Source organism: Streptomyces coeruleorubidus (assembly GCF_028885415.1).
Classification (GTDB): domain Bacteria; phylum Actinomycetota; class Actinomycetes; order Streptomycetales; family Streptomycetaceae; genus Streptomyces; species Streptomyces coeruleorubidus_A.
Genome location: NZ_CP118527.1, coordinates 4545714 through 4571264 on the forward strand (window position 1 = coordinate 4545714; position 25551 = coordinate 4571264).

The following is a 25551-nucleotide window of genomic DNA, read 5'->3' on the forward strand; positions in this document are numbered from 1 at the left end:
TCTCGCTCAATCTCGGGCATCTGGTGTGACGTCTCGATCAATCTGAGGTGCTGGCTTCTTCCACCCCCTCCACCTGGTCAGCGCCGAGTGGGGGTGGCTGGTGGAAGCGGAGGACTTCTGGCTGGAGTACGCCGACGCCCGAGGAGAGGTGCATGGCGGGCCGCTTGAGGTGATGTGGCCGACTCGGTTCGAGGCGGCCGGACAGGTGCGTGCGTTCCCGTCCTACCGCGGGCAGCGGAACTTCCCCGGCTGGTACTGGGCTGTGACCTGCTCCGAGCTGGTGGGTTACGAGTCCTGGGTGGAACTCGGGCACTTGATGCGACTGGACGCCGAGCCGGACGTGGTGGCAGTGGCCTCGCAACCATTCCGACTGTCGTGGCGGTACGGCGGCCAGGGTCGGCGGATCAAGCACACGCCGGACTACTTCGTACGTCGGCGGGACGGCACGGCCGTGGTGCTGGACGTGCGCCCGGACGAGCGCATCGAGCCCGAGGACGCGGCGAAGTTCGCAGCGACGGCTGCGGCCTGCCCCCGGGTCGGCTGGGGCTACGAACGGGTCGGAGTGCTCGATCCGGTGTCGGTGGCGAACCTGCGGTGGCTGTCGGGCTACCGACATCCCAGAGTTCGGCAGGAACCGGTGGCCGACGCTCTGCTGGCGGTATTCAGCGAGCCACTGGGGCTGCTGGCGGGGGCTCGGGCGGTCGGTGATCCTCTCGCGGTACTGCCGGTGCTCTACCACCTGCTCTGGCACCACGAGCTGACGACGGAGATGCGGACGGAGCGCTTGTCAGCCGCGTCGCTGGTGCGGCTGGTGCCTGCGGCCGTGAAGGAGGTGGGCTGGGATGCCGACGCGTCCGCGGCTGCTGTCGCTGGGTGACCGGGTCCACTACGACGGGCGTGAGCACACCGTCGCCGCCCTGCACGGCACATCGGTTCGCCTGGTCGATGACGCCCAGGCCGCGAGCGTCGTGCTGCTCGGGCATCTGCTGGCTTCGGAGGGCTTCGCAGTGCTCAGCACCGGCCCTGCCCGCCCGCCGCTGCCCGAGGAGGGAGTACTGGACGGGCTGCCCGAGGAGGCGGCGGAGCGGGCCCGGTGGTGGCAGCGGCACCTGACCGAGCTGATGACGGGCCGCCCGGACGCGACTCCTGGCACGGCTGTGAGGCGGGAGTACGACCCGGAGGTGCACTCGGTGCGCCAGCGGGAGTTGGCCAAGCTCGCCGAGCTGCGCGAGGCCGGTGAGGAGGTGTCTTTGAGCACCCTGCAGCGGCTGCGCACCCGTTTCGAGCGCGAGGGGGTGGCGGGGCTGGTGGACCGGCGGCTGGTCAAGCCCTCCACCGGCACGAGCCGGGCGGATCCGCGGGTGGTGGCCGCGATCGAGCAGGTCGTGAACAGCCGGACCGACGAGGCGACGGTGTCGGCGCAGGTGCTGCGGCGCAAGGTCGAACGGCTCCTGGCGGCCGAGCACGGTGCCGGAGCGGTGGCGATGCCGTCGCGGGCCGCGTTCTACCGGCTGCTGGAGGCGGTTTCGACGGGACGGCATCTGCTGGGGTCGGCCCGCACCCGCCGCTCGCTGGGCAAGCAGCCGAAGCGGATGTTCGGACAGCTGACGGCGGCCCGGCCGGGCGAGGTGATGAGATCGACTCCACGCCGCTGGACGTCATGGTGATCCACGACGACGGCGAGGTGGACCGCTGCGAGCTGACCGGGCTGGTGGACGTGGCCACCAGGACACTGGCGGCGGTGGTGCTGCGGCCGTCGACGAAGGCGGTGGACGCCGCGCTCCTGCTGGCCCGCGCGATGACACCGGAGCCGATGCGGCCGGGCTGGTCGGACGCCCTGCGCATGTCGCGCTCCGTGCTGCCCTACGCTTCGCTTCTGCCGCTGGACGAGCGGCTGGCCCAGGCCGCCGCGAAACCAGTGATCGTCCCGGAGACGGTGGTCAGCGACCACGGCAAAGCATACATCTCGGACAAATTCCGCAACGCCTGCCGCCACTTGGGGATTTCGTTCCAGCCCGCGCACCCGAACACCCCGACCGACAAACCGCACGTCGAGCGGACGCTGGGCTCGGTGGCGACGATGTTCGCCCAGTACGTGGCCGGCTACACCGGCCGCAGCGCGGAAATGCGCGGCAAAGACCCGGCCGCGCAGGCAGCCTGGTCCGTCCACGAACTCCAGGAGCTTCTCCAGGAATGGGCCGTCGCCATCTGGCAGACCAGGCCCCATGACGGACTGCGCGACCCGCTGATGCCAGGCCGTCCGCTCAGTCCGAACGAGAAGTACGCCGCGCTGGTGTCGGCGGCCGGATACGTCCCAGTCGCGCTCAGCCAGGAGGAATACATCCAGCTCATGCCTCGCGAATGGCGGGTCATCGGCCCCAGCGGGGTGCGGATCAGCAACCGCACCTACGACGCCCACGAACTCAGCCCCTATCGGAGGCAGCCCTCGGGGGCAGGGCCGGACGGCAAGAGATGGGCAGTCCACTACGACCCCTACGACATCTCCTGCGTCTGGGTACGCAACCACCGCGGCCAAGGGTGGATCACCGCGACCTGGCGCCACCTGCGCACTTCTCCGGTCCCGATGGGCGAGCTGGTCTTCGACCGAGCCCACCAGGTGCTGACCGAACGCGAACGACGCCGACCGCACGAGGAGGAAATCGCACAGGCCGCCGTCAAGCTGCTGGACCGCGCGGCCGACGGTCCCGAAGGAGGAGTCGAAGGGCCCGCAGGCCAGAGCAAGGGCAGGCGCCGAGCGGTCGGTCGGCGCGACCGGAAGGTGGCCGCCCGCACCCGTGCCACCAGCACCCCCACCTGGCCTCGTCCGGAACTGCCGGCGGCCAACCAGGCACCCCAGCCCGAACCGGACCCGGACCCGGACCCCGAAGCAGCCGAGGAGAACGAAGAGGTGGCCAAGGTGGTGCCGTTGGGCATCTTCAACGCCCGTGAGGAGGCAAAACGATGGTGGTGAACACGCCCGACGAACGCGAACCACCGACGGGCGACGACGAACGGATCGAACCGCCCACTTCCCTGAGCGGCTGGCGCCGTTTCGTCGAGAAGGACCCCGCGACCTTCGATCTCGCCCCGCCCAGACGCTGGGAGGCCATGGACGACAAAGCGCGCGCCGACTACGACGAGGCTCGCATCGATTACCACTCCGAACTCCAGGTCGTGCGCACATCCACCGTCAAAGAAGTCGCCCACCAAGGGCGCCTTCTGACCTTGCTGAACCGGCGCGAGCACGGCGCCCGCCGCGGCCTGATCATCTCCGGGGAGCGCACCACCGGGAAGACCACCGCACTGCGGCAACTCGGCCGCCTACACGAGCTTCGCATCCGACAGCGTTACAGAGACAGCCGACGCATCCCGGTGGTCTACGTGACGGCCCCGCCCAAGGGCTCGGCCCGCAAGCTCGCGCTGGAGTTCGCCCGATTCCTCAAGCTCCCGACCATTTCCCCCAGGCACAACACCGCCGACATCACCAGCTCCGTCTGCCAAGTACTCACGGAGGCCCGCACCGATCTCGTTCTAGTCGATGAGATCCACCTGATGGACCTCGCCACCATCGCGGGTGAGGAGTTGTCCGACCACCTGAAGTACTTCATCGAGCACCTGCCCGCCACATTTGTCTATGCGGGCATCGACGTCGAGCATTCCGGGCTGTTCACCGGAATCCGGGGCGGCCAGATCGCTGGCCGTTGCACACTCCTGCACACCGGCCCTTTCCCGCCCGGAGCCGAATGGGAAGGGCTGGTGGCGACCATGGAGGACACCCTCCGCCTGCATCACCACACTCCAGGAACCCTGACCAAGCTGCACGCCTACCTCCATCAACGCACCGGTGGCATGATCGGCAGCCTCTCCCACCTCATCCGGGCCGCCGCCATCTCGGCAATCCTCGACGGCAGTGAGCGGATCACCCGCCGCCAGCTGCACACCATTCACGTCGACCACGCCAGTGAGAGCGCCTACAGGACATCGGCATGACCCCATCCGCGGACCTCTACGGACCAGTCTGGCCGCTCCCCCTCACCACCACCCCCTTCCCGAACGAGACCCTGCGGTCCGACATTGCACGGCTCGCCCTGCTCAACAGGCTTCCGCCCGAACGCATACTCCGCCGCTTCTACACAGCGGAATCGCCCCGGGACAACGTGAAACTCCTAGCATCGCGCAGCGGGCAGGCCCCTCTTCTGCTGATGCGGAAATTGCCCGAGCTGGCCACTCCAGGCCCCTGGCCCCACGAGCAGTACGAAGGTCTCGCCCGCAGCTGGGCCTGCCATCCCTGCGTTGCGGCACGCACCGGACGGGACGACTGGAAAGTCGAAATTTGGGTCATCAATGGACACCACCACCTCTGTGTCAAACACCGCCGATGGACGGGCACCCACCACGGGCACTACATGGCCAACTTCGCCGGCCCCATCGACGGCCAGTTCAGCCTCAACCGGGCCCCTGAGATCGTCCACGCGCAGCGGAGGCTCCATCGGCTGTTTCGGCGGCGGACACCCCGAAGGGTTCTGGCCGCCTACCAGGAATGCGTCGACTTCTGGCGCGAGCTGGCCAAGCACGGATATGCCGTCAACAGGACCGAACGCCTTCTCGACCTCATCGCTCCCGACGAGCCCCTTGCTCGCCAAAGTTACGCGATGCGCGAGGCCGCTCTCCTGCCAGACCTCGTCGAAGTCCTGGGGATCTACACATCTCCGGTCTGGCGCCACCGAGCTCTCGGCAGCCCCCGCGATGTTCAGCTCTTTCACCGAGAGTTCGAGCGGCGGTTGCCTCCCGAACGACGGCTGAGAACGACCGCCATCCCATGGTTCACAAGCGAAATCACACTGGTCGCGGAAAGGATCAATGAACGGATGGACGAACAGGAACGTCAACTGATGCGGGTGGCGTCGGCTGCACCAGGCACGCCAGAGTGGTGGCCTCCACTCATCATGCGCAGACTTCTGCGGCACGCCCCCTCTCATGCACGGTGAAGCACCACGTGGTCGAGGTCGAGGCGCTACCTGTCCGGCGTGGGACGAAAGGACCGCACAGAGTTGATCAGGTTCGTCAACGGTGATCATCCGTCACACCGACTCTGCACGACATCCTGATCACTGAGGCTACTGTGTCGAGGCATGAAAACGGACCAGTGGTTAGCAGACACCCGCACGTCCTACGACACGGTCGCGGTCAGCTATGCCGACCAGCTGCGCGAGGCTCTGGCCGGGGAGCCCTACCTTCGAGCAGCTCTGGCGTTGTTCGCCGAGTTGGTGCACGCCACCGGCGGCGGGCCGGTGGCGGACGTGGGCTGCGGACCTGGACACGTCACCGCTCACCTGCACGAGCTGGGCGTGGACGCGTTCGGCGTCGATCTTTCACCCGCGATGATCGACATCGCTCGGCGCGACCACCCCAGCCTGCGCTTCGAAGTCGGCTCGATGACGGACCTCCACCTCGCCGACGCTTCGCTCGCCGGCCTGCTCGCCTTCTGGTCGTTGATACACGTCCCCGACGATGCCGTCCCCACGGTCTTCAGCCACTTCCACCGGGCGCTACGCCCTGGCGGACCACTGCTGCTCGGCTTTCACGTCGGTGACGAGTCGAGGCTGAAGACGCAGGGCTACGGTGGTCGCCCGATGAACGTTTACGTCCACCGCCGCCAGCCTGACCAAGTGACGACCTGGCTTCGCGATGCTGGCTTCACGGTCGAGGCCCACATGCTCCTCGACCTTGACGAGAGCACTCCAGGGGCGGTCCTTTTTGCACACCGTCAGCCCTAGCTCAATCGGCAGTCCGTGTCCCCCGAACACGTCAACCACCTGATGAGCAGGCTGGCCTCATCTTGGGCGCCCAGATGGTCCGTACATCCGATGTGAGCGTGAAACCCTGAGTGCCTGTTTGCGCGGTCGGCTGATCCATCGTGGCAGCGAATACCGATCTTCGTGATTCATCCCACGAAATGGTCCGCCGACGCTGTCGGCTATGGTGAAAGCATGTGTTGCTGCGCTGCCATGACCACCCGTACCGCCGCCTAGCGGCGGTACCCGCGGTTGCCCATAACCGAGGCCTCGTTGCTGACCCCGGCCGGGGTCAGTGCCACGACGTACCGCCGGATCAGTGTCCTGCCGGCAGCCACTCGCTTATTGCTGTGCTGCCGGGCCATCCTGCCTGATCAGGGGAGTTATGTCTCAGTCGCAGCGCTTCGATTCACAGCACGAAACCCCATCCTCTTGCCCGCATAGGGCCGGCCCCATCGTCGCGCAGGATCCGCCTGTCGCCACCCTGTTCCTGATGGTCGGACTCCCCGGAGCCGGGAAAACCACCCGGGCCAAAGAGCTCGCCGCAACGCACCGGGCACTGCGGCTGACCCCAGACCACTGGATGATCCCGCTGTTCGGCGATTCGATGGCCGACGGAAAGCGCTGGGTACTCGAAGGGCGGCTCATCTCGGTCGCCCTCCAGGCGCTGCGGCTGGGGACCAGCGTCGTGCTCGACTACGGGCTCTGGGGCCGCGATGAACGGTCGGCACTGCGCTGGCTGGCACGCTCGGCCGGAGCAGCATGTCAGGTGGTCTACGTGCCCGTGGACAAGGACGTCCAGCTCGCCCGCATCGCGCACCGCCAGGCGACGACACCGCATCAGACATTTCCCATGAGCGAGACCGACGTAGACCAATGGCGCGAGCAGTTCCAGGTGCCTGACGCCGCCGAACTCGCCGGGAGGGAGATCCCCAACCCGCCGGCGGGCTGGCCAGGTTGGCCGGAGTGGGCGGTAGACCACTGGCCCTCGTGCACCGACAGCCAACAGGGCCAGCAGGGTTTCTGCCTGGCCGACAAGCCCAGGAAATCGTGACGGAAAGCCTCAGGTTGAGCGAGACCCGACGAACACCCAACGTCTCGCTCAACCTGAAGCACCCCAGGTCAGAGCGCTGCCCTGCCTCACCTTCAGCGAGACGGGACACCGGTGGCCGCCTGGTAGAACGCCGCCGGCGCCGGCGGATCGGGGCAGTCCAGGGTTATCACGCTCAACTTCATCCGCACGGACACGCATCCTCCAGGCCGGTCATCGGGTGGGCATTCTCGCGATCGCCCCAGAACCGACCGAGAGGTGACCGGTCCTGAAACCGTTCGACGAGCCGGGCCCGTCCGGCCATGATCCGTACTCGTGACGACTTCGCAGCAGTCCCTGGTCCGTGCCGCCGCCCGTAACAACGCCGAGTGGTGCGCGGCGATGTGCCGGGCCCACGGCGTGGCGGGGGAGTTCGGAAGCGAGGCGTGGGCCGCCGCGGGGCGGGCGCCGCTCTTCTACCCCGACGCCGTGACGCTGGAGCCGGGCGCCGACCCGGACGCGCTCGTGGCACGGATCGACACGGGCTCGCCCGGCGCCTCGGTCAAGGACAGCTTCGCCGATCTCGATCTGACCGGGGCCGGTTTCCGGGTGCTCTTCGAGGCGCAGTGGATCCACCGTCCGGCGGGTGCGGACGCGCTCGCCCGCCCGCCGGAGCCGGCGGATCTCGCGTGGGACGTGGCGGGCGATCCGGACACGCTGCGGGCCTGGGCGCTGGCCTGGGACGGCGGCGCCGGGAACGCCGGCCTCTTCCAGGACGGGCTGCTCGACGACCCGGAGACCTTCCTGATCCTCGGGCGGTCCGATGACGGGCGAGTCGTCGCGGGAGCGGAGGCCGGCCGCAGCGAGCACGTGGTCGGCGTCTCCAACGTCTTCGGTCGGGACGGCGGGCCCGGCGCGGCCTGGCCGCTCGTGCTGCACGCGCTCGACCGGCTCTTCCCCACCCTGCCCGTGGTCGGCTACGAGAGCGGCGACGACCTGGAGACCGCCGTCCGGCACGGATTCGAGCCGGTCGGTCCGTTGCGGGTGTGGCTGCACGACGGGTAGCGGAGGCGGGGCCCGGGTCCGCTACCGCGGCTTGTACGCCAGGAACGTGCCGGTCTGCCTCTTGGTCCCCTCCTCCGGCTCCTGCACCACACGCGTCGTGACGACCAGCCCGGCCCGGTGGAGCAGTTCGGCGATCCGGTCCGGCGGCAGCAGGTACGACTCGTAGGACACCGGGTGGTCGCCGTAGGCGTGCGTCGGGCGCAGGTGCTCGCCGTGGCCCACCGGGCCCGCCAGCATCAGCCGGCCGCCGGGCGCGAGGGTGCGGTGGAACTCGGCGTACACGGTCGGCAGCCACTGCGGCGGGGTGTGGTGGGTGGCGTAGTAGGCCAGGATGCCGCCGAGTTCGCCGCTGCCGATCTCCAGTGCGGTCATCGAGCCGACGGTGAAGCGCAGATCCGGGTACGCGGCCCGGGCCAGTTCGACCATCTCCGGCGACACGTCCACGCCGAACACCGGCACTCCCAGCGCGGCCAGGTGTGCCGTCACCTTGCCCGGTCCGCAGCCCAGGTCGGCCACCGGCCCGGGGTGCGGCGGCCGTACGAGCTCGGCGAAGGCGGCCAGCATCGCGCGGGACACCGGGTCCAGCTCGGCCGGCTGCTTGACCAGTCGGGCGTATTCGGCGGCGACGGTGTCGTAGGACTGTCGGACGGCGGTGACGTGGGAGGGTTCGGTCATGCCGTGAAGCTAGACGACGCCGCTGACAGGGCCGGGCCGTCACGCCGGGCGAGTACGTGCTGGTACCCCACCCGTACGCCGACGCCAGTACGCCGGTTTACTCCCGCCGTCAGACGCCTTCACCACCCCCCTCCCGGCACGGTGGCAGCGTGAAGCCGAAGCAGAAGCCCCACACCATTCCGAAACTCGGCCGCCGGGCGCGGCGGGCCGTTCTCGTCGTCCACGTCACCGCCTCCGCGAGCTGGCTCGGGCTCACCCTCGGACTGCTCGCGCTCGGGACCACCGCGGCCACCACCGGGTCCGCCGTGACCGTGGAGGCGTCCGTCCGGGCCATGAAGCTCTTCGCCGACTGGCTCCTGCTCCCCGTCGCGTTCCTCACGCTGCTCAGCGGACTGGTGCTGTCCCTGGGCACGCCGTGGGGACTCGCCCGGTACCGCTGGATTTGCACGAAGTTCTGGCTGACCCTCGCCACGACCACCGCCACGGTGTTCGCCCTGCGCCCCGGGGTGAACTCCGCGGTCACCGCCGTCGCGGCGGGCGGGCCCCTGCCCGACGCCGGGGACGTCCTGTTCGGGCCGGTCGTCTCGCTGTCCGCGTACGTCTTCATGACGGTGATCTCCGTCCTGAAGCCCTGGGGTCTGACCAGGCGGGGCAGGAGGCTGCGGGCGCCCGTCCGGCGTGCTCTCCAAGACGCCTAAGCCAGATCGGAATTTGCCCTAAGCCAGACCGGAATTTGCCTAACACTATTAGGCAGATGCACACTTCCTTCTGGCAGAAGGGAGCGCCCGTATGGCCCGCGTAGGACTGACACCGGAACGCCTGACCCAGGCAGGTGCCGAACTCGCCGACGAGGTCGGCTTCGAGCAGGTCACCGTCTCGGCGCTCGCCCGCCGGTTCGACGTCAAGGTCGCGAGCCTGTACTCGCACGTGAAGAACTCCCAGGACCTCAGGACCCGGATCGCCCTGCTCGCGCTCACGGAACTCGCCGACCGGGCCGCCGACGCCCTGGCCGGGCGGTCCGGCAAGGAAGCCCTGGCCGCCCTCGCGAACGTCTACCGCGACTACGCCCGGGAGCACCCCGGCCGGTACGCCGCGGCCCAGTTGCGGCTCGACCCGCGGACGGCGGCGGCGAGCGCCGGCGTCCGGCACGCGCAGATGACGCGGGCGCTGCTGCGCGGCTACGACCTGACGGAACCGGACCAGACCCACGCGGTCCGGCTGCTGGGCAGCGTCTTCCACGGCTACGTCAGCCTGGAGATGGGCGGCGGGTTCAGCCACAGCGCCCCCGACACCGACGACACCTGGGCCCGGATCCTCGACGCCCTCGACACGCTGCTGCGGAACTGGCCCGCGCCCCCCACCGACCCCCGAGGCTGACACCATGCACACCGAGCGCGACTGGATCACAACCCCCCTCACGGCGGACCTGCTGCGCGGCGCCCTCGACCTGGAGCACACCGAACACGGGCTGCTCCCGCACCGGCTGCCCGCCCGGGCCCGCGCGCAGAACACCAACGCCCAGCTGGCCATGGCCGAGGCCCAGCCGTCCGGCGTACGGCTGGCGTTCCGTACCGCCGCGACCGCCGTCGAGCTGGACACCCTGCGCACCAAGCGCGACTACGCCGGCTTCCCGCCCCGCCCGGACGGCCTGTACGACCTGCTCGTCGACGGCCGCCCGGCCGGCCAGGCCCCCGGGACCGGCGGCAACGTCCTCACGATCGACATGGCCACCTGGGACGGCGAGGTCACGCCGGGCCCGGTCGGCACCGTCCGCTTCACCGGCCTGCCCGCGCGCGAGAAGGACGTCGAGATCTGGCTGCCGCACAACGAGACCACCGAACTCGTCGCCCTGCGCACGGACGCGCCCGTGGAGCCCGTGCCGGACCGGGGCCGCAGGGTGTGGCTGCACCACGGCAGTTCGATCAGCCACGGCTCCGACGCCGCGAGCCCCACGGCCATCTGGCCCGCGATCGCCGCGTCCCTGGGCGGTGTGGAACTGATCAACCTCGGTCTGGGCGGCAGCGCGATGCTCGACCCGTTCACCGCGCGTGCCATGCGGGACACCCCGGCCGACCTGATCAGCGTCAAGATGGGCATCAACATCGTCAATGGGGACGTGATGCGGCTGCGCGCCTTCGGCCCGGCCGTGCACGGTTTCCTCGACACGATCCGCGAGGGGCACCCCGACGCCCCCCTGCTGGTCGTCTCCTCCATCCACTGCGCCATCCACGAGGACACGCCCGGCCCCACGGCCCCGGACCTCAGCGGGCTCGGCGAGGGCCGGCTGCGGTTCTCCGCGATGGGCGACCCGGCGGAGGTGGCCGCCGGGAAGCTGACGCTCGGTGTCATCCGTGAGGAACTGTCGCGCATCGTCAAGCAGCGCGCCGCCGAGGACCCCAACCTCCACTACCTCGACGGTCTCGACCTCTACGGCGAGTCGGACGCGGCCGAACTCCCCCTCCCCGACGAGGTCCACCCGGACGCCGCCACCCACCGCCACATCGGCGAGCGCTTCGCCGACCTGACCTTCGGCCCTGGAGGGGCCTTCGCTTGAAGAGGGCTGAGCGGGGCGCGTGTCAGACCCGCCCCCTACGCTCCCGGTCCATGACCGCCGACGCGCTCGACTACTCCCGCCCCGGCCCTCACACCCGCCTGGCGGCCGGGCAGTCGGCGCTCCTGGAGCGGCTCCCGGACGACCCGGTCGAGATCTGCGCCGCCGTCACGGGCCTGGTCATCCAGCCCTCGGACGGCGCTCGGCTCGGGCTTCCCGAGGCGCGAATCGCCGAGAAGGACATCCGGCCTGCCGCCGGGCTGGTCGCGGCGCTGGCCGCCCTCGACGCCGCCCCGCTGCACCACCCCAGGAGCCCGGAGCAGCGGGTCGTGGGCACCTGCCGCCACTTCGCCACCCTGGCCTGCGCGTTCCTGCGGGCCAGGGGCGTTCCGGCCCGGGCCCACTGCGGCTTCGGCACCTACTTCTCCGAGGGCCGCGGCCTCGACCACTGGATCACCGAGTACTGGCACACCGCCGAGGCCCGCTGGGTGCGCGTCGACACCGAGCACCTCGGCAGCGGCTACGTCGAACACCCCGAGGACCTCGCGCCCGGCGAGTTCCTGACCGGGGGTGAGGCGTGGGTCCGCTGCCGCGCCGGGCTCCTCGACCCCGGCCTGTTCGGCGTGGCCGGCACCGAACACGCCTGGGGCCCCCACGAGATCAGCGGCAACGCCGTCCGCGACCTCGCCGCCCTGTGCAAGCACGAGATGCTCCCCTGGGACGAGTGGGGCCGGATGACGGAGGCGTACGAGGGCCGGACGGGCCCCGGCTACGACCGCCGCATCGACCTGCTCGCCGCCACCTGCGCCGCCGACGAACCGGCGGCTCTGGCCCGCCTGTTCACGGACCCGCACTTCGCGGTGCCACCGCACCTCACCCCGTAGCCGGCCGGGCGAACACCCACTTTCTTGTGGGTACTGGGCAACGCCCGGACGCCGGGGGAAGCTGGTCGCAGGGCGGCCGGAAAGACGCCGGAGCGGGCAGAGGACGGAGGTGACGTACGGGTCAGGAGGCCGGCCGGGCGGCCTCGGACAGTTTCTCCAGGCGACGGTGGCCCCAGTCGGACAACGGGGCCAGCGCCTCGGCCAGTTCGCGGCCGAACTCCGTCAGGGAGTAGACGGTCTTCGGCGGCCGCACGTCGTAAACCTCCCGGTGCACCAGCCCGTCCGCCTCCATCTCCCGCAACGCCTCGGTCAGCACCTTCTCGGTGAGACCGGGCAGTTGCCGGCGCAGTTCCCCCGGGCGGCGCGGACCCGACTCCAGGAGCCAGAGCAGGGTCGTCTTCCACTTGCCGTCGATCACGGCGATCGCGGCGGTCACTCCGCAGACGTTCGCATCCTGGCGCCGGCGCGTCATCTTCGCCCCATTCGTCATCCATTCGTCGTCCATGGTCATGGCACTCGAAGGAGTTCAAGCGTGTCCACGTACAGCACATCCCCGGCCCCGGGCTATTCCGGCCGGCCGCCCGCCGAAGGCGCCGCCACGGTCACCGTCCTCGGTCTCGGCCCGATGGGCCGGGCCCTGGCCGGGGCGTTCCTGGACGCGGGCCTGCGCACCACGGTGTGGAACCGCACGCCGGGCCGGGACCGGGAGCTCGTCGACCGCGGTGCGGCGGGCGCCGCGTCGGCGGCGGAGGCGGTGGCCGCGAGCGAGGTGACCGTCGTCTGCGTGGTGAACTACGACGCCGCCGACGCCGTCCTGCGCCAGGACGAGGTCGCCACCGCCCTCAAGGGCCGCACGGTCGTGAACCTGACCGCCGACACCCCGGCCCGGGCCCGGGACACCGCCGGCTGGGCCGCCGCGCACGGCGTCCGCTACCTGGACGGCGCCATCATGACCCCGGCGACCACCATCGGCACCCCCGACGCCGTCTTCCTGCACAGCGGACCGGCGGACCTCTACGCCGAACTGGCCCCCGTCCGGGAGGCGCTGGGCGGCACGCACACCCACCTCGGCGAGGACGTGGGCCGGGCCGCGGCCTACGACGTCGCCCTGCTCGACATCTTCTGGACGGCGATGGCCGGCTACGCGCACGCCCTGGCGGTGGCCCGGGCCGAGGGCGTCACCGCGAGCGAACTCGCGCCCTTCGCCCAGGGCATCGGGGCGATCCTCCCACCGGTGTTCGCCGAGGCCGCGGCGGACGTGGACGCCGGCACCTACACCGGCGACGGCAATCCGCTCACCTCGGCCGTGTCGAGCATGTCCCACGTCGTCGAGGTCTCCGAGACCCACGGCATCGACGCCGGCGTCATGCGCGCGGCCGAGGGCATGGCCCGCCGCACCATCGGTCTCGGCCACGGAGGGGACGGCTTCATCCGCATCGCGGAGGTCATCGGGCGGCGCTGAGGCGGGAGTCGTGGTCAGCTCTGGGGACCGGCCACGCGCGGCACCGGCACCCACAGCGGCCGGATGCCGATGTCCGGCGCCGGTCCCTAGAACGGCAACGGCCACCCCCGCACCACCTCCAGCCGCGACACCGCCCGCGTCAGCACCACGTACAGCCGGTGCAGCCCCCGTTCCTCCGCCTCGGCGATCGCCGCCGGCTCGACGGCCACGACATGGTCGTACTCGAGGCCCTTGACGACGCTCGCGGGCACCAGGGACACGCGGGCACCGAGTTCGTCCGGGCCCGCGGCCTCGATGCCGGCCGCCTCCAGGGCCGCCCGGACCCGGGGCACGTCGGCGTCCGCCGCGACGACCCCGACCGAGCCCTCCCGCCCCAGCGCGTCCCGGACGGCCGCCACGACCGCCCCGGGCACGTCGTCCACCGTGGTCTCCCGCTCCCGCAACTCCCCGTCCCCGCGCAGCGAACGGGCCGCCGGGACGTCCACGTCCAGTCGCTCCAGCAGCCGGTTGGCGAGACCGACGACCGCATTCGGCACGCGGAAGCCGGTGGTCAGCTCGACCACGGCCGCGTCCGGTTTCCCCAGGTGCGACAGGACCGTCCGCCACGACCGTGCCGCCCACGGCGTCGTCCCCTGCGCCAGGTCGCCCAGTACCGTCAGCGAACCGAAGCGCGCCCGGCGGGCGATGGCCCGGCACTCCATCGGGGACAGGTCCTGCGCCTCGTCGACGACGACGTGCCCGTATCCCTCCGGGTGCTCGATCAGCCCGGCGACCTCGTCGAGGAGCACCAGATCGGCGGCCGACCAGCGCGCCGACTTCCACGACCGCGGCGGCCTGGTCCACAGCAGCGCCCGCTGCTCACCGGCGTCGAGCAGCCCCTCGGCGGCCGACGCCAACGCCGCCTCGCCGCCGAGCAGTTCGGCCACGACCTCCTCGGGCCGCACCCGGGGGCAGACGGCATCGACGTACGCGGACACGGGCCGGGCCCGCTCGACCCGGCGCACCCAGGCCTGGCCCGGCGGACCGGCCCGCCGCTCGACCTGCTCGCGCAGACTCCGCACGATCCGCGCCCGCACCCGCTCCCGCCCCACTCCGTACGGCGGTTCCTCCTCCCGCACGCCGGCCACGATCCGCGCCAGTTCCGCCTCGGGCACCCGCCACCGGTAGGACCCGTCCGGCACGGCGAGCGAACCGGCCCCCTCGGTGCGCACCCGCGCGTACAGCGCCCGCCGCAGCACCTCCGCCATCCGGACGTCGTGCTTGACGACGGCGGCGGCCTCGTCGTCCACACCACGGACCGGCCACCGCGCGATCTCCTCCCCCAGGGTCGACTGCCGGACCCCCGTCTCGCCGAGCGCGGGCAGCACTTCGGCGATGTACGACAGGAAGGTGCGGTTGGGCCCGAGGATCAGCAGACCGCCGCGCCGGATGCGCTGCGGGTGCGTGTACAGCAGATACGCCGCCCGGTGCAGTCCCACGGCGGTCTTGCCGGTGCCGGGCGCCCCCTGCACGCACACCGACACCGCCAGGTCCCCGCGTACGAGGTCGTCCTGCTCGGGCTGGATGGTCGCGGCGATGTCCCGCATGGGCCCGACGCGGGGCCGTTCGATCTCCCGGGCGACGATCTCACTGTCGCGGACCTCCCCCTGCCCCAGCTGCTCGTCCTCCAGGCCGGTGAGGTCACCGGAGTCGCCCCGGCTGCCGGGCGCCCACCCGAACCGCCGGCGCACGGCGACGCCCTGCGGGTCACGGGCGGAGGCCTGGTAGAAGGCGCGCGAGACGGGTGCCCGCCAGTCGACGACGAGGGGCGGTTTTGCCGGGTGCTCGGAGATCCGCAGCCGCCCGATGTGCAACTGCCCGTCCCCACCGTGCAGGGCCCCGAAGAACAGCGGCCCCTCGGGCAGTTCCCGCAGCGCCTTGGCCCGGCTGCGCAGCCGGTACCCGAGGACTTCGGCATCGGCACCGGACGCGGAGACGTCCTCCCCGATGACGACCTGCTCACCGGCGCCCTCGACCATCGCGGCGAGGGCGGCCCGGCAGCGTTCGTGGTGGGCGCGTTCCTGGTCGAGGACGTGCTGAAGGGCAGGCTCGGTCGACGTCATTCCACCGAGCGTACGCGAAAAATATGACCGAGTTAAATTTATTACCGTGTTACGTCTGGCTGGCCCTGCCGCCCTGGACGGTCGGCGGCAGCCCCGCCGCCAGCCACCCGAACGCCCGCTCCGCCGCCGCCACCGCATCCGGCCGCACGTCCGCCACCCGCTCCCCCGCCGCGATCCGCCGCCAGTTCTCCAGCGCGAGCACCCGCAGCACGGCCATGATCTGCCCGGCCGCCAGCCGCGCGTCCAGATCCCCGCCCAGCACCTCGGCGAGCGCGGCCTCGGACCGCTCCTGATGCGTGTGCGCCCGGGCGACCAGGGAGGGCGTCCCGTAGAGCAGCCTGTGGAAGGCGAGCACCCGGGGGTCGTCGTTGAGTCCGGTCACGGGATCCCCCCGCTCCAGCCCCTCCAGGAAATGCCGCCGCAAGGCCTCCACGGGCGGCTCCTCCGCTCCCGCCACCACCCGCGCGGCCTCCCCCTCGTGGTCGGCGATCCGGTACAGCACCAGATCCTCCTTCGCCGGGAAGTACCGGAACAGCGTCGGCTTGGAGATCTCGGCCGCCGCCGCCACCTCGGCGACGGACACCGCGTCGAAACCCTTCTCCAGGAAGAGCCGGATCGCGGTGTCCGACACGACCTGGTACATCCGCTGCTTCTTGCGCTCGCGCAGCCCGATCTCGCTCATGCGGCGAGCCTACGCAGTACGGCGAGACGGGAGTCCGCCTCAGGAAGTGCCCGACTCGGTGAGCACGGGCCGGTCCCCCTGTGCCGCCTCTCGATCTCCCCGCGCCGCCTCCATCTCACCGTGCCAGCGGATCAGTGCGGCCATGATCTGCGCACGGCTCGGCACCTGCGCCAGGCCGAGCGGCTGTGCGGCGGCGGCGAGGATCTTCTGCAGCTTGCCGGCGGCCACGGGCAGGGCCACCCAGTTGAAGCCGGCGTCCTCGCGCAGGGACAGCGACACCCGGATGACATCGGTGAAGACCGACTGCGCCCGCTTGAAGCCGAGGATCAGCGGCAGGTCCCGCTCCCACCCCGACGAGCTGCCCGGCCGGATCCGCTCGACCAGGTCGCACCATTCACGGACGATACGGCTCTCCTGATCGCCCGGATAGCGCATCAGGTAGAGGTGGGTGGCCAGGTCGTAGAGCGGATCGCCCAGCATCGCGAGCTCCCAGTCGATGGCCCAGAGCCGGCCCTTCGGATCGAGGACGAAGTTCTCACGGTGCAGATCCGCGTGCAGAAGGCAGAACGGGCGCTCCTGGAGCCCCAGCACGTGCTTCCTCAGAAGGGTGAACGATTCCTCCGAGATACCGAGCGCGCTGAACAGGCCGGCGAACGCCGTGTGGTTCTTCCTGTAGACCTGCTCCTCGACGAAGACGATCAGACGTTCCAGAAAGCCGGCGCTGTCCCCGTCCTCGGCGCGGTCCCGGTGCTCACAGCGCCGCTCCACGCTCAGCATCTCCGGCGTGATGCGCACCATCTCCCGGAAGAGATCGACGATCTGGTCGAACGCCGAGTCGGGAACGCGCCGCCCCGGCCGCCGCTGCTCACCGAGTGTCCGTCCCTCGATGAAGCCCTGAAGTGCCATGCCTGCGACATCGACGATGCCGGGGACCCGGCCGATGTGCCCCTGGAGGGCGCGGAGCAGCTCCTCCTCCGACCTGAAGCACCTCCGGTCGAACCACAGGATCTCCGAGCGCGGCTCACGGACCTTGACGGTTCGTGTCCCACCGGGCAACGCGAGGACGTAGGTCTCGTGGTGGTACCCCTTGAGCGGTCCCTTGACCAGGTTCGGGTCGCCGCTCATCTCGACTGCTCGCTGCCGAGCCCCGGAGACCGATGGGGGTGTCATTGGGTGGTTCAGCCTGCCCCGGTGGTGCGGATGGTGTAAGGGGGAAGGCACGTTACTCCACCGCACGCCGTGATCAGGGGAGAACCCGGCTATCGAGCCGAACTCGTCCCCTCCCAGGTGATCCCAGGTGAACCGGCGCCCGCCCCGGACAGCGGCAGACCTAGCCGCGCCGCAGCAGCTCCAGTACGGGCTCCAGGGATTCGACGACGGTGTCGGCTCCCGCTTCCCTCAGGATCTTGGCTTTCCGGGGGTTGCGCGCGTACCCGAGGAACGGCACCCCGGCCTGTGCCGCGGCCTCGTGGTCCGAGGGGGTGTCGCCGATCATCAGGGCGTCGGCGGGGGCGGCGCCCGTGGCGTTCAGCGCACGGTTGAGGCAGTGGGGGTCCGGCTTCAGGTGGTGGAGCTCCTGGGTGCGGCCGTAGACGTGGGGGGCGAAGCAGCCGACGAGGCCGCGGCTGTCGAGGTACTTGCGCACCACCCGCGGGGAGTTGTTGGTGGCGATCGCGAGGCGGGAGCCCACCGCCGACCAGGTGCGTATCAGCGGATCCGCGTACGGGGTCGGCATCGCCGAGGACGCGGCCCGCAGTTCCTCCTGGGTGAGGCGTTCCTCCAGCTCGGCGACGAGGTCGCTGCCGGGATGCCGGCGGTCCACGGCGCGCAGGACGACATGCGGGTCGAGCGACTCGCGTTCCGCGTCCGTCAGCAGGCCGTGCAGGCCCCGGCCCTCCAGCCAGGACACCAGGTCGCTCGCCACCCGGTCCGCCGAGTGCCCGGCGAACAGACGGCAGATGGGCCCGTCGAAGTCCCAGAGCACGACACGGGCGCCTTTGATCAGAGTCAGGAGATGGTGCTGATCGTTCTCGGTCTCGACCGTCACCGAACCAGTCTGCGTCGTATCAGAAGTCACTAGGAGAGTGTCAGGTCCGAGGTGATGGTTTCCCAGAGGGCGTCGAACCACTTCTGGGATTCCTGTACGAACGCCGCGTCCCGCAGGCCCGCCCGTGTCACGAAGGAGAAGAGGAGCGACTGGGAGCCGAGGACGTCGTACATGTCCAGGGTCTGGCTGCCCCACTCCTCCGCGCGCCTGGTCAGCATGTAGTAACCGATCAGCGCTTCCTCCTGGTTGAGCAGGTACAGCTTCACCGGCGGGGTGAAGGGCAGCGCGCGGAACGTGACGTGGACGTCGATGCCGTGCGTGGAGCGCAGGGCCAGCAGGTTGTGCTGGAGGACCTGACCCTGGGCGTTGCGCATGGCGAGCCAGCGCTGGTGGACCGGGTTGTCGTCGCCGTGCGCCTCCACGGGCACGGGGAAGGCCAGCTCGATGTCCCGGGAGGGGACCAGGATGCGGACGTCGATCGACTCGGGGTGGATACGGCCCTCGTGGATCAGGCGGAGCGGCTCGCCGATGGCGATCATCAGGGTCTCCGCGGTGTGGCAGACGACGTCGACGCGGACGCGGCGGGCCGAGAACGCCTCGGTGAGCCGCGGTGCCAGGCCCACCATGGTCGGCTGGGGCTCGCCGCGGGCCGGGGCGGGCGCGGCGATCCGCGGCGGGCTGCCCTTGCTGACGTTGGTGAGGAGACCGTCCTCCTGGAGTGCCCGCAGGGCTTGGCGGACGGCACCGCGTTCCACGCCGAACTCCTCGGCCAGTTCGGCCTGGGTGGGCAGGCGGTCCCCCGGCTTGAGGTCTCCGGCGCGGATGCGGTCCCGCAGGATGCCGGCGATCTCCTGGGGCGAGAGCCTGCTGCTGCCGTTCACTGCCACGTTCTCCGCCACATTCTCCTGGGTCACGACCAAACGCTACAACTCTGATCCATCTGACGGGAGTTGTTTGAAAGTTGTTTATAACTAGGGGCCAAGTGGGGACAACTTAATCAGAGTTGGTTGCCAACTTACCCGAGTTGGCGGAAGTTTTGCCTCCGAACTTCCGAAGGGGGAAGACCAATGCCCGCCCTCGCTCTCCTCTCCGCCGCCTTCGTCGTCGCCTTCGAGCAGCTCGTCCAGTGGAAGTACGGCCCGGCAGGAATCGTCGGCCTGATCCTTCTCACCGTAGGCATCAAGGCCAAGAGCCCGGCCGTCAGCTCCGCCGGAGCGGTCGTGCTCGCGCTGCTGATGACCGGCCCTGCCCGATAAGTCAGCTGGTGAGCACCAGTTCCGAACTGATCGTCTCCCACAGCGCGTTGAACCACAGGTGCGACTGCTCGACGAACGTCGTGTCGCGCAGGCCGGGGCCCTGCTGGAAGGAGAACAGCATCGACTGGGTGCCCTGGGCGTCGTACATCTCCAGGTGCTCGTGGTCGATCTCGGCCTCCCGGCGCATCAGCGTGTAGTACGCGAACAGCGCCTCCGCGTTGTTGAGCAGGTACAGCTTCACCGGCGGGGTGAAGGGCAGCGCCCGGAACGTGACGTGCACGTCGATGCCGTGCGTGGAGCGCAGGGCCAGCAGGTTGTGCCGGAGGACCTGCCCCTGGGCGTTGCGCATCGCCAGCCACCGGTCGTGCACCCAGTCGTCGCCGCGCCCCTCGACCGGCACCGGGAAGGCGAGGTCGATGTCCCGGCTCGGCAGCAGGACCCGGACGTCGACCTTGGCCGGTTTCAGCCGTCCGGCGTGGATCTGCCGCAGCGGCTCACCGATGGCGAGCGTGAGGGAGATGGAGGTCAGGCACACGGCGTCTATCTCGACGTGCTCCGCCGCGAAGGCCGCCGCGATCCGGGGCGCGAGGGCCACCGTGGTGGGCAGGGGCGGAGCTTCCGGGCCGGTCAGCGCCCTGGCGAGGTCGGGGGCGACGGTCGCCGGGCTGCCCTTGGACACGTTGGTGAGCAACCGCTCCGACTGGAGGATGCGCAGGGCCTGGCGTACGGCACCGCGCTCGACGCCGAACTCGTGGGCCAGCTGGGCCTGGGTGGGCATGCGCTCACCGGGCCGCAGCGCTCCCGACCTGATCCGGGCGCGCAGTTCGTCGGCCACCTCGTGATGTGTTCTCTGTGGCCGTTGCGACCTCTTCCGTCCATTGACGGAGGCGTGTTCCGGGTCCACAACCAAACAGTACAACTTCCCGCCATCTTTCGGCAGTTCACCACTAGGTGGTTATGAGCCGCTTCCAAGCGGAGATAAGTACAGTGAAGTTGGTCACCAACTTCAGCGACATGGTCAGACCTTCAGAGGGTTGGCCATCCGCCGTGGGGCTCCCTTCCGGAGGGGAGCCGGGAGCCCCGGCCGGCCGGCATCACCGCCGGCAGGCACCACCGCACAACAACCACAACCGAACAGCTCGCTACGGATGCGGGATCCCTGTCGTCGGCGGAAGGGAGCGGTTCAGAACAGGTCCGGGCACCAAGGCCGCCTGGACGTACGCAGCAGGGCGTCGGCCTTCCGGGCGGCGCCCGCTCGTTCTTCTTGCACCCGGCCCAGCGCCGCCAGCCGCACCGCCGACTCGTCCCCGAGCCACAGCGCCCCCAACTCGACCAGCCCGAGCGTGAGTTCCGCGCTCTCGGTGGTCGGCGTACAGGACGCCCCGTCGCCCGAGGCCTCCAGCCGGTAGCGCCCGCCGGTCAGACCGTCGACGCCGGCGACCTCCAGCACCAGCGTCCCCTCCCCCTCGTACGTCCGCGCCTGCAGAGCGCCTGCGACGTCGAGGATCCGCACCCACAGCCAGTCCGCCAGCGAGGTGATCCTGGCCGCCCGCGGATCCGGCAGGAGGAACGGGAGCAGGTCGTCGGGCGCCCGCCAGCCGCTCTTGACCTGCACGACCCAGTCGATGGAGCACAGGTAATGCCACAGGGCGCGCTCCGCGGCCGGTGTCGCGCCCAGCAGCCACTTCACGGTGGCCGTGTTCAACGGCTGCTTGGCGTCACCCCAGTTGTCGTCGACCTCGTAGGCGGCCATGCCCTCGACCTCGCCGGACGCCGAGCGGTACACGGCGAAGAAGGGCAGCTTCCACGACGGGTCGAACCGCAGGGCGCCGGTGTTGAGCTTCCACCACACCTCGTCGCGGGTGATGAGGCCGGGCCGGGCGCGGCGCAGCCGCTCGTACAGCTCCGGGCCGAGCTTGCGGACGTCCTCGCCGTCCACCAGGTCGATCCGCCCGCCGTCCGCCGGGCCCGCCCAGCGGGCGTCGAGACCGGCGCGCGGCACGTCGACCGTCCACTCGGCCGTCCAGGTCGCCGGTCCGAAGCCGTACCGGCCGTAGATCGGGTACTCGGCGGCGATCAGCGTCGCGACGACGTCCCCGCGCTCCTTCGCGGCGGCCAGGTCCTGCGCCATCATCCGGCTGAGCAGCCCGCGGCGGCGGTGCGTGGCGGTGACGGTGACGCCCGAGACGGCGTCGGCCGGGACGCTCGCCCCGCCCACGGCCGTGAGCTCCTGGTCGAAGGAGCGGAAGGTCGCCACGCACCGGCCGCCGTCGAAGGCACCGAGGTAACGGCCGGGGACGAACTGCCGGCGGCGCCCCTCGATCTCCTCCTCGGACAGGACCGGCACCCGCAGGAAGCCGGTGCTCACGGCCCGCAGCCAGTCGGTGAACTCGGCTTCGGTGATCGGGCGTACGTCGATGCCGTCGGCACGGGGAGTGGGGGTCATGGACTTCACGCTAGGCGGAGGGCCGGTCGGTGTCGCGTAAATATCCGACCGGTCCTCCCCGGACCCGCGGCGCCTCACACGAGCAGGTCGTCGACCTGAGCCTCCCCCTCGCGGTAGCGGCGCGCGATCTCCGCGCTGCACTCGTCGGCCGTGCGCTGGAGCCGCTGCCGCCGCTGGGAGACCTGCTGCTCGTAGCGCACGAGCCGCCGCATCGCGGTGTTCAGCTCCAGGTCCGTCCGGGCGTCCAGATCGGACAGCTCGACCTCGGCGAGCATCTCCGCGGCCAGCCGCCGGTACTCCTCGCCCTGCGGCGTCCCCAGGGTCAGGTGGCGGGCGGAGGAGCGGTGCCGGGCCGGGGCGTCCCGCAGGATCTCCGCGAGCCGCTCGACGACGGACGCCTGAGCGGGTACGGCGACGGAGGCCGCGCCCACCGGGGTGCGCCGCGTCAGCTCCGCCCGCAGGATGTCGATCCGCCCCTGGAGCAGCCGCCGTACGTAGCTGAGGTCGGCTTCGTCGCGCTGGGCCTCGCGGCGCAGCGAGCGCAGCTCGGACAGGTTCAGCGCGGTCAGATCGTGCCCGGGAGCGTCCGAGGGCAGCGGCGGGCTGTCGGTGCGCTGTGTGGGCGGCCGGTGGTACTCCGACGCCCCGGTCCCCGTGTGGCTCGACCAGGCAGCCTCCAGCGGATGCCCGGTACTCGATGTGCTCATGTGCCTCAACCGTCCCCTCGACCGGTGTGTGAAAGCATCGTGCCACCCCAAGTGGCCGCTATGGGGACGAGTGCCCCCGATAGGCCCCAGATGGGCGGGTAAGCAGCAAAATACGGCCGTGCGCGGCCTGTTGGCGCCCCGCGCAAACCACCCTTTCGGGCCATGCGCGAACCGCCCGCGATCGCGCGTTCACCGCCCTGCATGATGGACGTATGCGAGCAGTGGTGCAGAGGGTGGACGGCGCGAGCGTCGTCGTGGACGGCGAGACGGTAGGGGCGATCGAAGGCGAAGGGCTGTGCGCCCTGGTCGGGGTCACGCACGAGGACACCAAGGAGAAGGCGGCCCAGCTGGCCCGCAAGCTCTGGTCGATCCGCATGCTGCACGACGAGAAGTCGTGCAGCGACATCGACGCCCCGCTCCTGGTGATCAGCCAGTTCACCCTGTACGGCGACGCCCGCAAGGGCCGCCGCCCCACCTGGAACGCCGCCGCCCCCGGCGACGTCGCCGAACCGCTCGTCGACGAGGTGGTGGCCCAGCTGCGCTCGCTGGGCGCGACGGTGGCCACGGGCCGCTTCGGCGCGGCCATGCGCGTATCACTGACGAACGACGGCCCGTTCACCGTGCTGATCGAGATCTGACCCGAAAGAACTACAAGCCTTACGGCTCGACGACGACTTCCTGGGCCGCGGCCGTGTCCCCGGCCACCAGCGGCGCGTCCACGGCCACGTTCCGCTTCACCAGCGCGAGGGCGACCGGCCCGAGCTCGTGGTGGCGTACGGAGGTCGTGATGAAGCCGATCTTCCGGCCGTCGGGGCCGTCGTCGGCGAGCCGGAGCTCGGTGCCCGCCACCGGCAGGTGGACCTCGCTGCCGTCCAGGTGCAGGAAGACCAGCCGGCGCGGCGGCTTGCCCAGGTTCTGCACCCGGGCGACCGTCTCCTGGCCGCGGTAGCAGCCCTTCTGCAGGTGCACCGCCGAGCCGATCCAGCCCAGCTCGTGCGGGATGGTGCGGTGGTCGGTCTCGAAGCCGAGCCGGGGCCGGTGCTGCTCCACGCGCAGCGCCTCGTAGGCGAGGATCCCGGCGGGCGGCCCGGCCTGCCCGGCGTACGCCTCCAGGTCGGCGCGCGGCAGGAACAGGTCCCGGCCGTACGGCGTCTCCCGTACGGCCACTCCCTGAGGCACCTCGGCGATGGAGCCGGCCGGCAGGTGCACCACCGCGATGTCGGCCGTCCGGTCGGCGACCTCGACCTTGTAGAAGAACTTCATCGACTCCAGGTACGCGATCAGCGCGTCCTGGGTGCCCGGCTCGACATGGGCCCAGACCGTCTCGCCGTCGTCGACGAGGTAGAGGGCGTGCTCGATGTGGCCGTTCGCGGACAGGATCAGCGCCTCGGTGGCCCGGCCCGCCGGGAGGTCGCTGACGTGCTGGGTGAGCAGCAGGTGCAGCCAGGCGAGGCGGTCCTCGCCGGTGACGGTGACGACCCCCCGGTGCGAGAGGTCCACGAAACCGGTGCCGTCGGCGAGGGCGCGCTGCTCGCGGAACAGATCGCCGTAGTGGGCGGCGACGCCTTCGTCCACGCCCTCGGCGGGGACGGCGCCGGACAGGGTCAGCAGGGGGCTCTTCATATCCGTAAGCCTACGACTCGGTAGTTGAAGCCTTGAGCGTGCAGTCCTCGCACCGGCCGAAGATCGCGAAATGCTTCATGTCGGTGTCGAAGCCGAACGTCTGCCGCAGCTTCGCGGTGAACTCGGCGGCCACGGCGACGTCCGCCTCGATGACGTCCTGGCAGTCACGGCAGACCAGGTGGAGGTGGTGGTGCCGGTCCGCGAGGTGGTACGTCGGCGCCCCGTGCCCCAGATGGGCGTGGCTGACCAGGCCGAGCTCCTCCAGCAGTTCCAGCGTCCGGTACACCGTGGAAATGTTGACCCCCGACGCCGTCTTCCTCACTTCCACGAGGATGTCGTCGGGGGTCGCGTGCTCAAGGGTGTCCACGGCTTCGAGCACGAGTTGCCGCTGCGGGGTCAGCCGGTAGCCGCGCTGCCGCAGATCGCTCTTCCAGTCGGTGCTCACCACAGCACCCAGTGTAGAAGTGCCGACCCGATCACGGATACGGCGGCAGCCGGCCCGACATCAGGAGATCCGAGAGAGTGTCGCGCAGGACACCAGAGGAATGACCCTGACGCACATGGAGTGGCCCCGGCCATGTCCGGCCGGGGCCACTGGGAAGCGAGGGGCGCGGGGACTACTTGAAGAAGGCGATGCCGTCGTCCGGCATGTCGTCGGGCAGGGCCTTGGCCCAGCGCTCGACCTCCTCCGGGGTGACGACCTTCTTCAGGTGGGCCGACATGTAGGGGCGCAGCTCGACCTCGGGGGTCTGCTTCTCGCCGACCCACATCAGGTCGCTCTTGACGTAGCCGTACAGCCGCTTGCCGCCGGTGTACGGCTGGGAGGCGGCGGTGCGGGCCACCGCGTCCGTCACGAGGTCGATCTGCGGCTTCTTGTCGGCCAGCTCGCCGTACCAGATCTCGATGACGCCGTCGTCGCGGGTCATCGTCACCTCGACCTTGCGGTCGGCGTAGATCCGCCAGTAGCCGTGCTCGGACTCCAGCGGCCGGACCTTGTTGCCGTCCTTGTCCAGCACCCAGCTGTGGGAGCGGTACTCGAGGAAGTCCCGGCCGTCGTGGGTGAAGGCGACCTCCTGCCCGAAGTTGCACTTCTCGGAGCCGGGGAAGTCGTGCACACCGGCACCGGCCCAGTTGCCGAGCAGGAAGGCGAGCGGGACGAGGTCTTTGTGAAGGTCGGACGGGATCTCGATCATGAGGAGTTCCTAGACGGGGGTCAGCGCTGGCCC

General features: G+C 70.5%; 28 protein-coding genes. 15 read left to right on the plus strand and 13 right to left on the minus strand.

The window, feature by feature from the left end:
- Positions 1-100: 100 nt before the first annotated feature.
- The 8 genes from PV963_RS21105 (at position 101) to PV963_RS21140 (ending at position 7890) form a co-directional block, all read left to right on the plus strand.
- Positions 101-877 (plus strand): TnsA-like heteromeric transposase endonuclease subunit, encoded by a 777-nt coding sequence (locus tag PV963_RS21105; RefSeq protein WP_274817317.1) that lies wholly within the window; start codon positions 101-103, stop codon positions 875-877.
- Positions 843-1667: a hypothetical protein gene (locus PV963_RS43655; protein ID WP_342456392.1), complete on the plus strand. Its 825-nt coding sequence runs from the start codon at positions 843-845 to the stop codon at positions 1665-1667. The genes PV963_RS21105 and PV963_RS43655 overlap by 35 nt, the downstream gene beginning before the upstream one ends.
- Complete coding sequence (locus PV963_RS43660) at positions 1661-2971, plus strand: Mu transposase C-terminal domain-containing protein (RefSeq protein WP_342456393.1); 1311 nt, start codon at positions 1661-1663, stop codon at positions 2969-2971. Before PV963_RS43655 ends, PV963_RS43660 begins: the two co-directional genes overlap by 7 nt.
- Complete coding sequence (locus tag PV963_RS21115; protein ID WP_274817319.1) at positions 2962-3990, plus strand: ATP-binding protein; 1029 nt, start codon at positions 2962-2964, stop codon at positions 3988-3990. Before PV963_RS43660 ends, PV963_RS21115 begins: the two co-directional genes overlap by 10 nt.
- The gene (locus PV963_RS21120) at positions 3987-4988 is read left to right on the plus strand and encodes a hypothetical protein (RefSeq protein WP_274817320.1); all 1002 of its coding nucleotides are present in this window, start codon (positions 3987-3989) and stop codon (positions 4986-4988) included. Before PV963_RS21115 ends, PV963_RS21120 begins: the two co-directional genes overlap by 4 nt.
- Positions 4989-5132: 144 nt before the next feature.
- Positions 5133-5777: a class I SAM-dependent DNA methyltransferase gene (locus PV963_RS21125; protein ID WP_274817321.1), complete on the plus strand. Its 645-nt coding sequence runs from the start codon at positions 5133-5135 to the stop codon at positions 5775-5777.
- A gap of 511 nt (positions 5778-6288) precedes the next feature.
- A complete protein-coding gene (locus PV963_RS21130; protein WP_274817322.1) occupies positions 6289-6849 on the plus strand; it encodes an AAA family ATPase in 561 nt (186 codons plus the stop codon).
- A gap of 312 nt (positions 6850-7161) precedes the next feature.
- A complete protein-coding gene (locus tag PV963_RS21140) occupies positions 7162-7890 on the plus strand; it encodes a hypothetical protein (RefSeq protein WP_274817323.1) in 729 nt (242 codons plus the stop codon).
- 21 nt (positions 7891-7911) lie between these two features.
- On the opposite strand, the gene PV963_RS21145 is transcribed toward PV963_RS21140, so the two are convergent.
- Positions 7912-8565: a class I SAM-dependent methyltransferase gene (locus tag PV963_RS21145; protein WP_274817324.1), complete on the minus strand. Its 654-nt coding sequence runs from the start codon at positions 8563-8565 to the stop codon at positions 7912-7914.
- A gap of 149 nt (positions 8566-8714) precedes the next feature.
- Between PV963_RS21145 and PV963_RS21150 the strand changes: the two genes are divergently transcribed.
- From PV963_RS21150 to PV963_RS21165, 4 genes are all read left to right on the plus strand, one after another.
- Positions 8715-9263: a DUF2269 domain-containing protein gene (locus PV963_RS21150; RefSeq protein WP_274817325.1), complete on the plus strand. Its 549-nt coding sequence runs from the start codon at positions 8715-8717 to the stop codon at positions 9261-9263.
- A gap of 91 nt (positions 9264-9354) precedes the next feature.
- Positions 9355-9942: a TetR/AcrR family transcriptional regulator gene (locus tag PV963_RS21155; protein WP_274817326.1), complete on the plus strand. Its 588-nt coding sequence runs from the start codon at positions 9355-9357 to the stop codon at positions 9940-9942.
- A 4-nt stretch (positions 9943-9946) separates the two neighbouring features.
- Positions 9947-11119 carry a GDSL-type esterase/lipase family protein gene (locus tag PV963_RS21160; protein ID WP_274817327.1) on the plus strand — a complete coding sequence of 391 codons (1173 nt, stop codon included), beginning with the start codon at positions 9947-9949 and terminating at the stop codon, positions 11117-11119.
- 50 nt (positions 11120-11169) lie between these two features.
- A complete protein-coding gene (locus tag PV963_RS21165; RefSeq protein ID WP_274817328.1) occupies positions 11170-12000 on the plus strand; it encodes a transglutaminase-like domain-containing protein in 831 nt (276 codons plus the stop codon).
- A 121-nt stretch (positions 12001-12121) separates the two neighbouring features.
- Here PV963_RS21165 and PV963_RS21170 read toward each other — a convergent pair whose 3' ends face one another.
- A complete protein-coding gene (locus PV963_RS21170; RefSeq protein ID WP_274822083.1) occupies positions 12122-12472 on the minus strand; it encodes a winged helix-turn-helix transcriptional regulator in 351 nt (116 codons plus the stop codon).
- Between the two features lie 60 nt (positions 12473-12532).
- Between PV963_RS21170 and PV963_RS21175 the strand changes: the two genes are divergently transcribed.
- Positions 12533-13462 (plus strand): NAD(P)-dependent oxidoreductase, encoded by a 930-nt coding sequence (locus tag PV963_RS21175; RefSeq protein ID WP_274817329.1) that lies wholly within the window; start codon positions 12533-12535, stop codon positions 13460-13462.
- An 86-nt stretch (positions 13463-13548) separates the two neighbouring features.
- On the opposite strand, the gene PV963_RS21180 is transcribed toward PV963_RS21175, so the two are convergent.
- The 5 genes from PV963_RS21180 to PV963_RS21200 all read right to left on the minus strand — a co-directional run bounded on the left by PV963_RS21180 (position 13549) and on the right by PV963_RS21200 (position 19213).
- A complete protein-coding gene (locus tag PV963_RS21180) occupies positions 13549-15564 on the minus strand; it encodes a HelD family protein (RefSeq protein WP_274817330.1) in 2016 nt (671 codons plus the stop codon).
- Between the two features lie 49 nt (positions 15565-15613).
- The gene (locus PV963_RS21185; protein WP_274817331.1) at positions 15614-16246 is read right to left on the minus strand and encodes a TetR family transcriptional regulator; all 633 of its coding nucleotides are present in this window, start codon (positions 16244-16246) and stop codon (positions 15614-15616) included.
- Between the two features lie 39 nt (positions 16247-16285).
- Positions 16286-17371, minus strand: coding sequence for an aminoglycoside phosphotransferase family protein (locus PV963_RS21190; RefSeq protein WP_274817332.1), 1086 nt, complete (start codon positions 17369-17371; stop codon positions 16286-16288).
- A 205-nt stretch (positions 17372-17576) separates the two neighbouring features.
- Complete coding sequence (locus tag PV963_RS21195) at positions 17577-18293, minus strand: HAD family hydrolase (RefSeq protein ID WP_274817333.1); 717 nt, start codon at positions 18291-18293, stop codon at positions 17577-17579.
- 29 nt (positions 18294-18322) lie between these two features.
- A complete protein-coding gene (locus PV963_RS21200) occupies positions 18323-19213 on the minus strand; it encodes a winged helix-turn-helix domain-containing protein (protein WP_274817334.1) in 891 nt (296 codons plus the stop codon).
- Positions 19214-19360: 147 nt separating this feature from the next.
- Here PV963_RS21200 and PV963_RS21205 point away from each other — a divergent pair, with 147 nt between their 5' ends.
- The gene (locus tag PV963_RS21205) at positions 19361-19549 is read left to right on the plus strand and encodes a hypothetical protein (protein ID WP_010036177.1); all 189 of its coding nucleotides are present in this window, start codon (positions 19361-19363) and stop codon (positions 19547-19549) included.
- A gap of 1 nt (position 19550) precedes the next feature.
- Here the strand turns inward: PV963_RS21205 and PV963_RS21210 are convergent, their stop codons facing one another.
- The 3 genes from PV963_RS21210 to PV963_RS21220 all read right to left on the minus strand — a co-directional run bounded on the left by PV963_RS21210 (position 19551) and on the right by PV963_RS21220 (position 22702).
- Positions 19551-20459, minus strand: coding sequence for a winged helix-turn-helix domain-containing protein (locus PV963_RS21210; protein WP_274817335.1), 909 nt, complete (start codon positions 20457-20459; stop codon positions 19551-19553).
- Between the two features lie 273 nt (positions 20460-20732).
- On the minus strand, positions 20733-21995 hold the full coding sequence (locus PV963_RS21215) for a GNAT family N-acetyltransferase (RefSeq protein ID WP_274817336.1): 1263 nt from the start codon (positions 21993-21995) through the stop codon (positions 20733-20735).
- Positions 21996-22069: 74 nt separating this feature from the next.
- A complete protein-coding gene (locus PV963_RS21220; protein WP_274817337.1) occupies positions 22070-22702 on the minus strand; it encodes an aerial mycelium formation protein in 633 nt (210 codons plus the stop codon).
- A 212-nt stretch (positions 22703-22914) separates the two neighbouring features.
- Between PV963_RS21220 and dtd the strand changes: the two genes are divergently transcribed.
- Positions 22915-23340, plus strand: coding sequence for a D-aminoacyl-tRNA deacylase (gene dtd / locus PV963_RS21225; RefSeq protein WP_274817338.1), 426 nt, complete (start codon positions 22915-22917; stop codon positions 23338-23340).
- Positions 23341-23359: 19 nt separating this feature from the next.
- On the opposite strand, the gene PV963_RS21230 is transcribed toward dtd, so the two are convergent.
- The 3 genes from PV963_RS21230 to PV963_RS21240 form a co-directional block, all read right to left on the minus strand.
- Positions 23360-24325 carry a YgfZ/GcvT domain-containing protein gene (locus PV963_RS21230; protein ID WP_274817339.1) on the minus strand — a complete coding sequence of 322 codons (966 nt, stop codon included), beginning with the start codon at positions 24323-24325 and terminating at the stop codon, positions 23360-23362.
- Positions 24326-24335: 10 nt separating this feature from the next.
- Positions 24336-24773, minus strand: coding sequence for a Fur family transcriptional regulator (locus PV963_RS21235; RefSeq protein ID WP_274817340.1), 438 nt, complete (start codon positions 24771-24773; stop codon positions 24336-24338).
- Between the two features lie 169 nt (positions 24774-24942).
- A complete protein-coding gene (locus PV963_RS21240) occupies positions 24943-25518 on the minus strand; it encodes an FABP family protein (RefSeq protein ID WP_274817341.1) in 576 nt (191 codons plus the stop codon).
- Positions 25519-25551 lie beyond the last annotated feature (33 nt).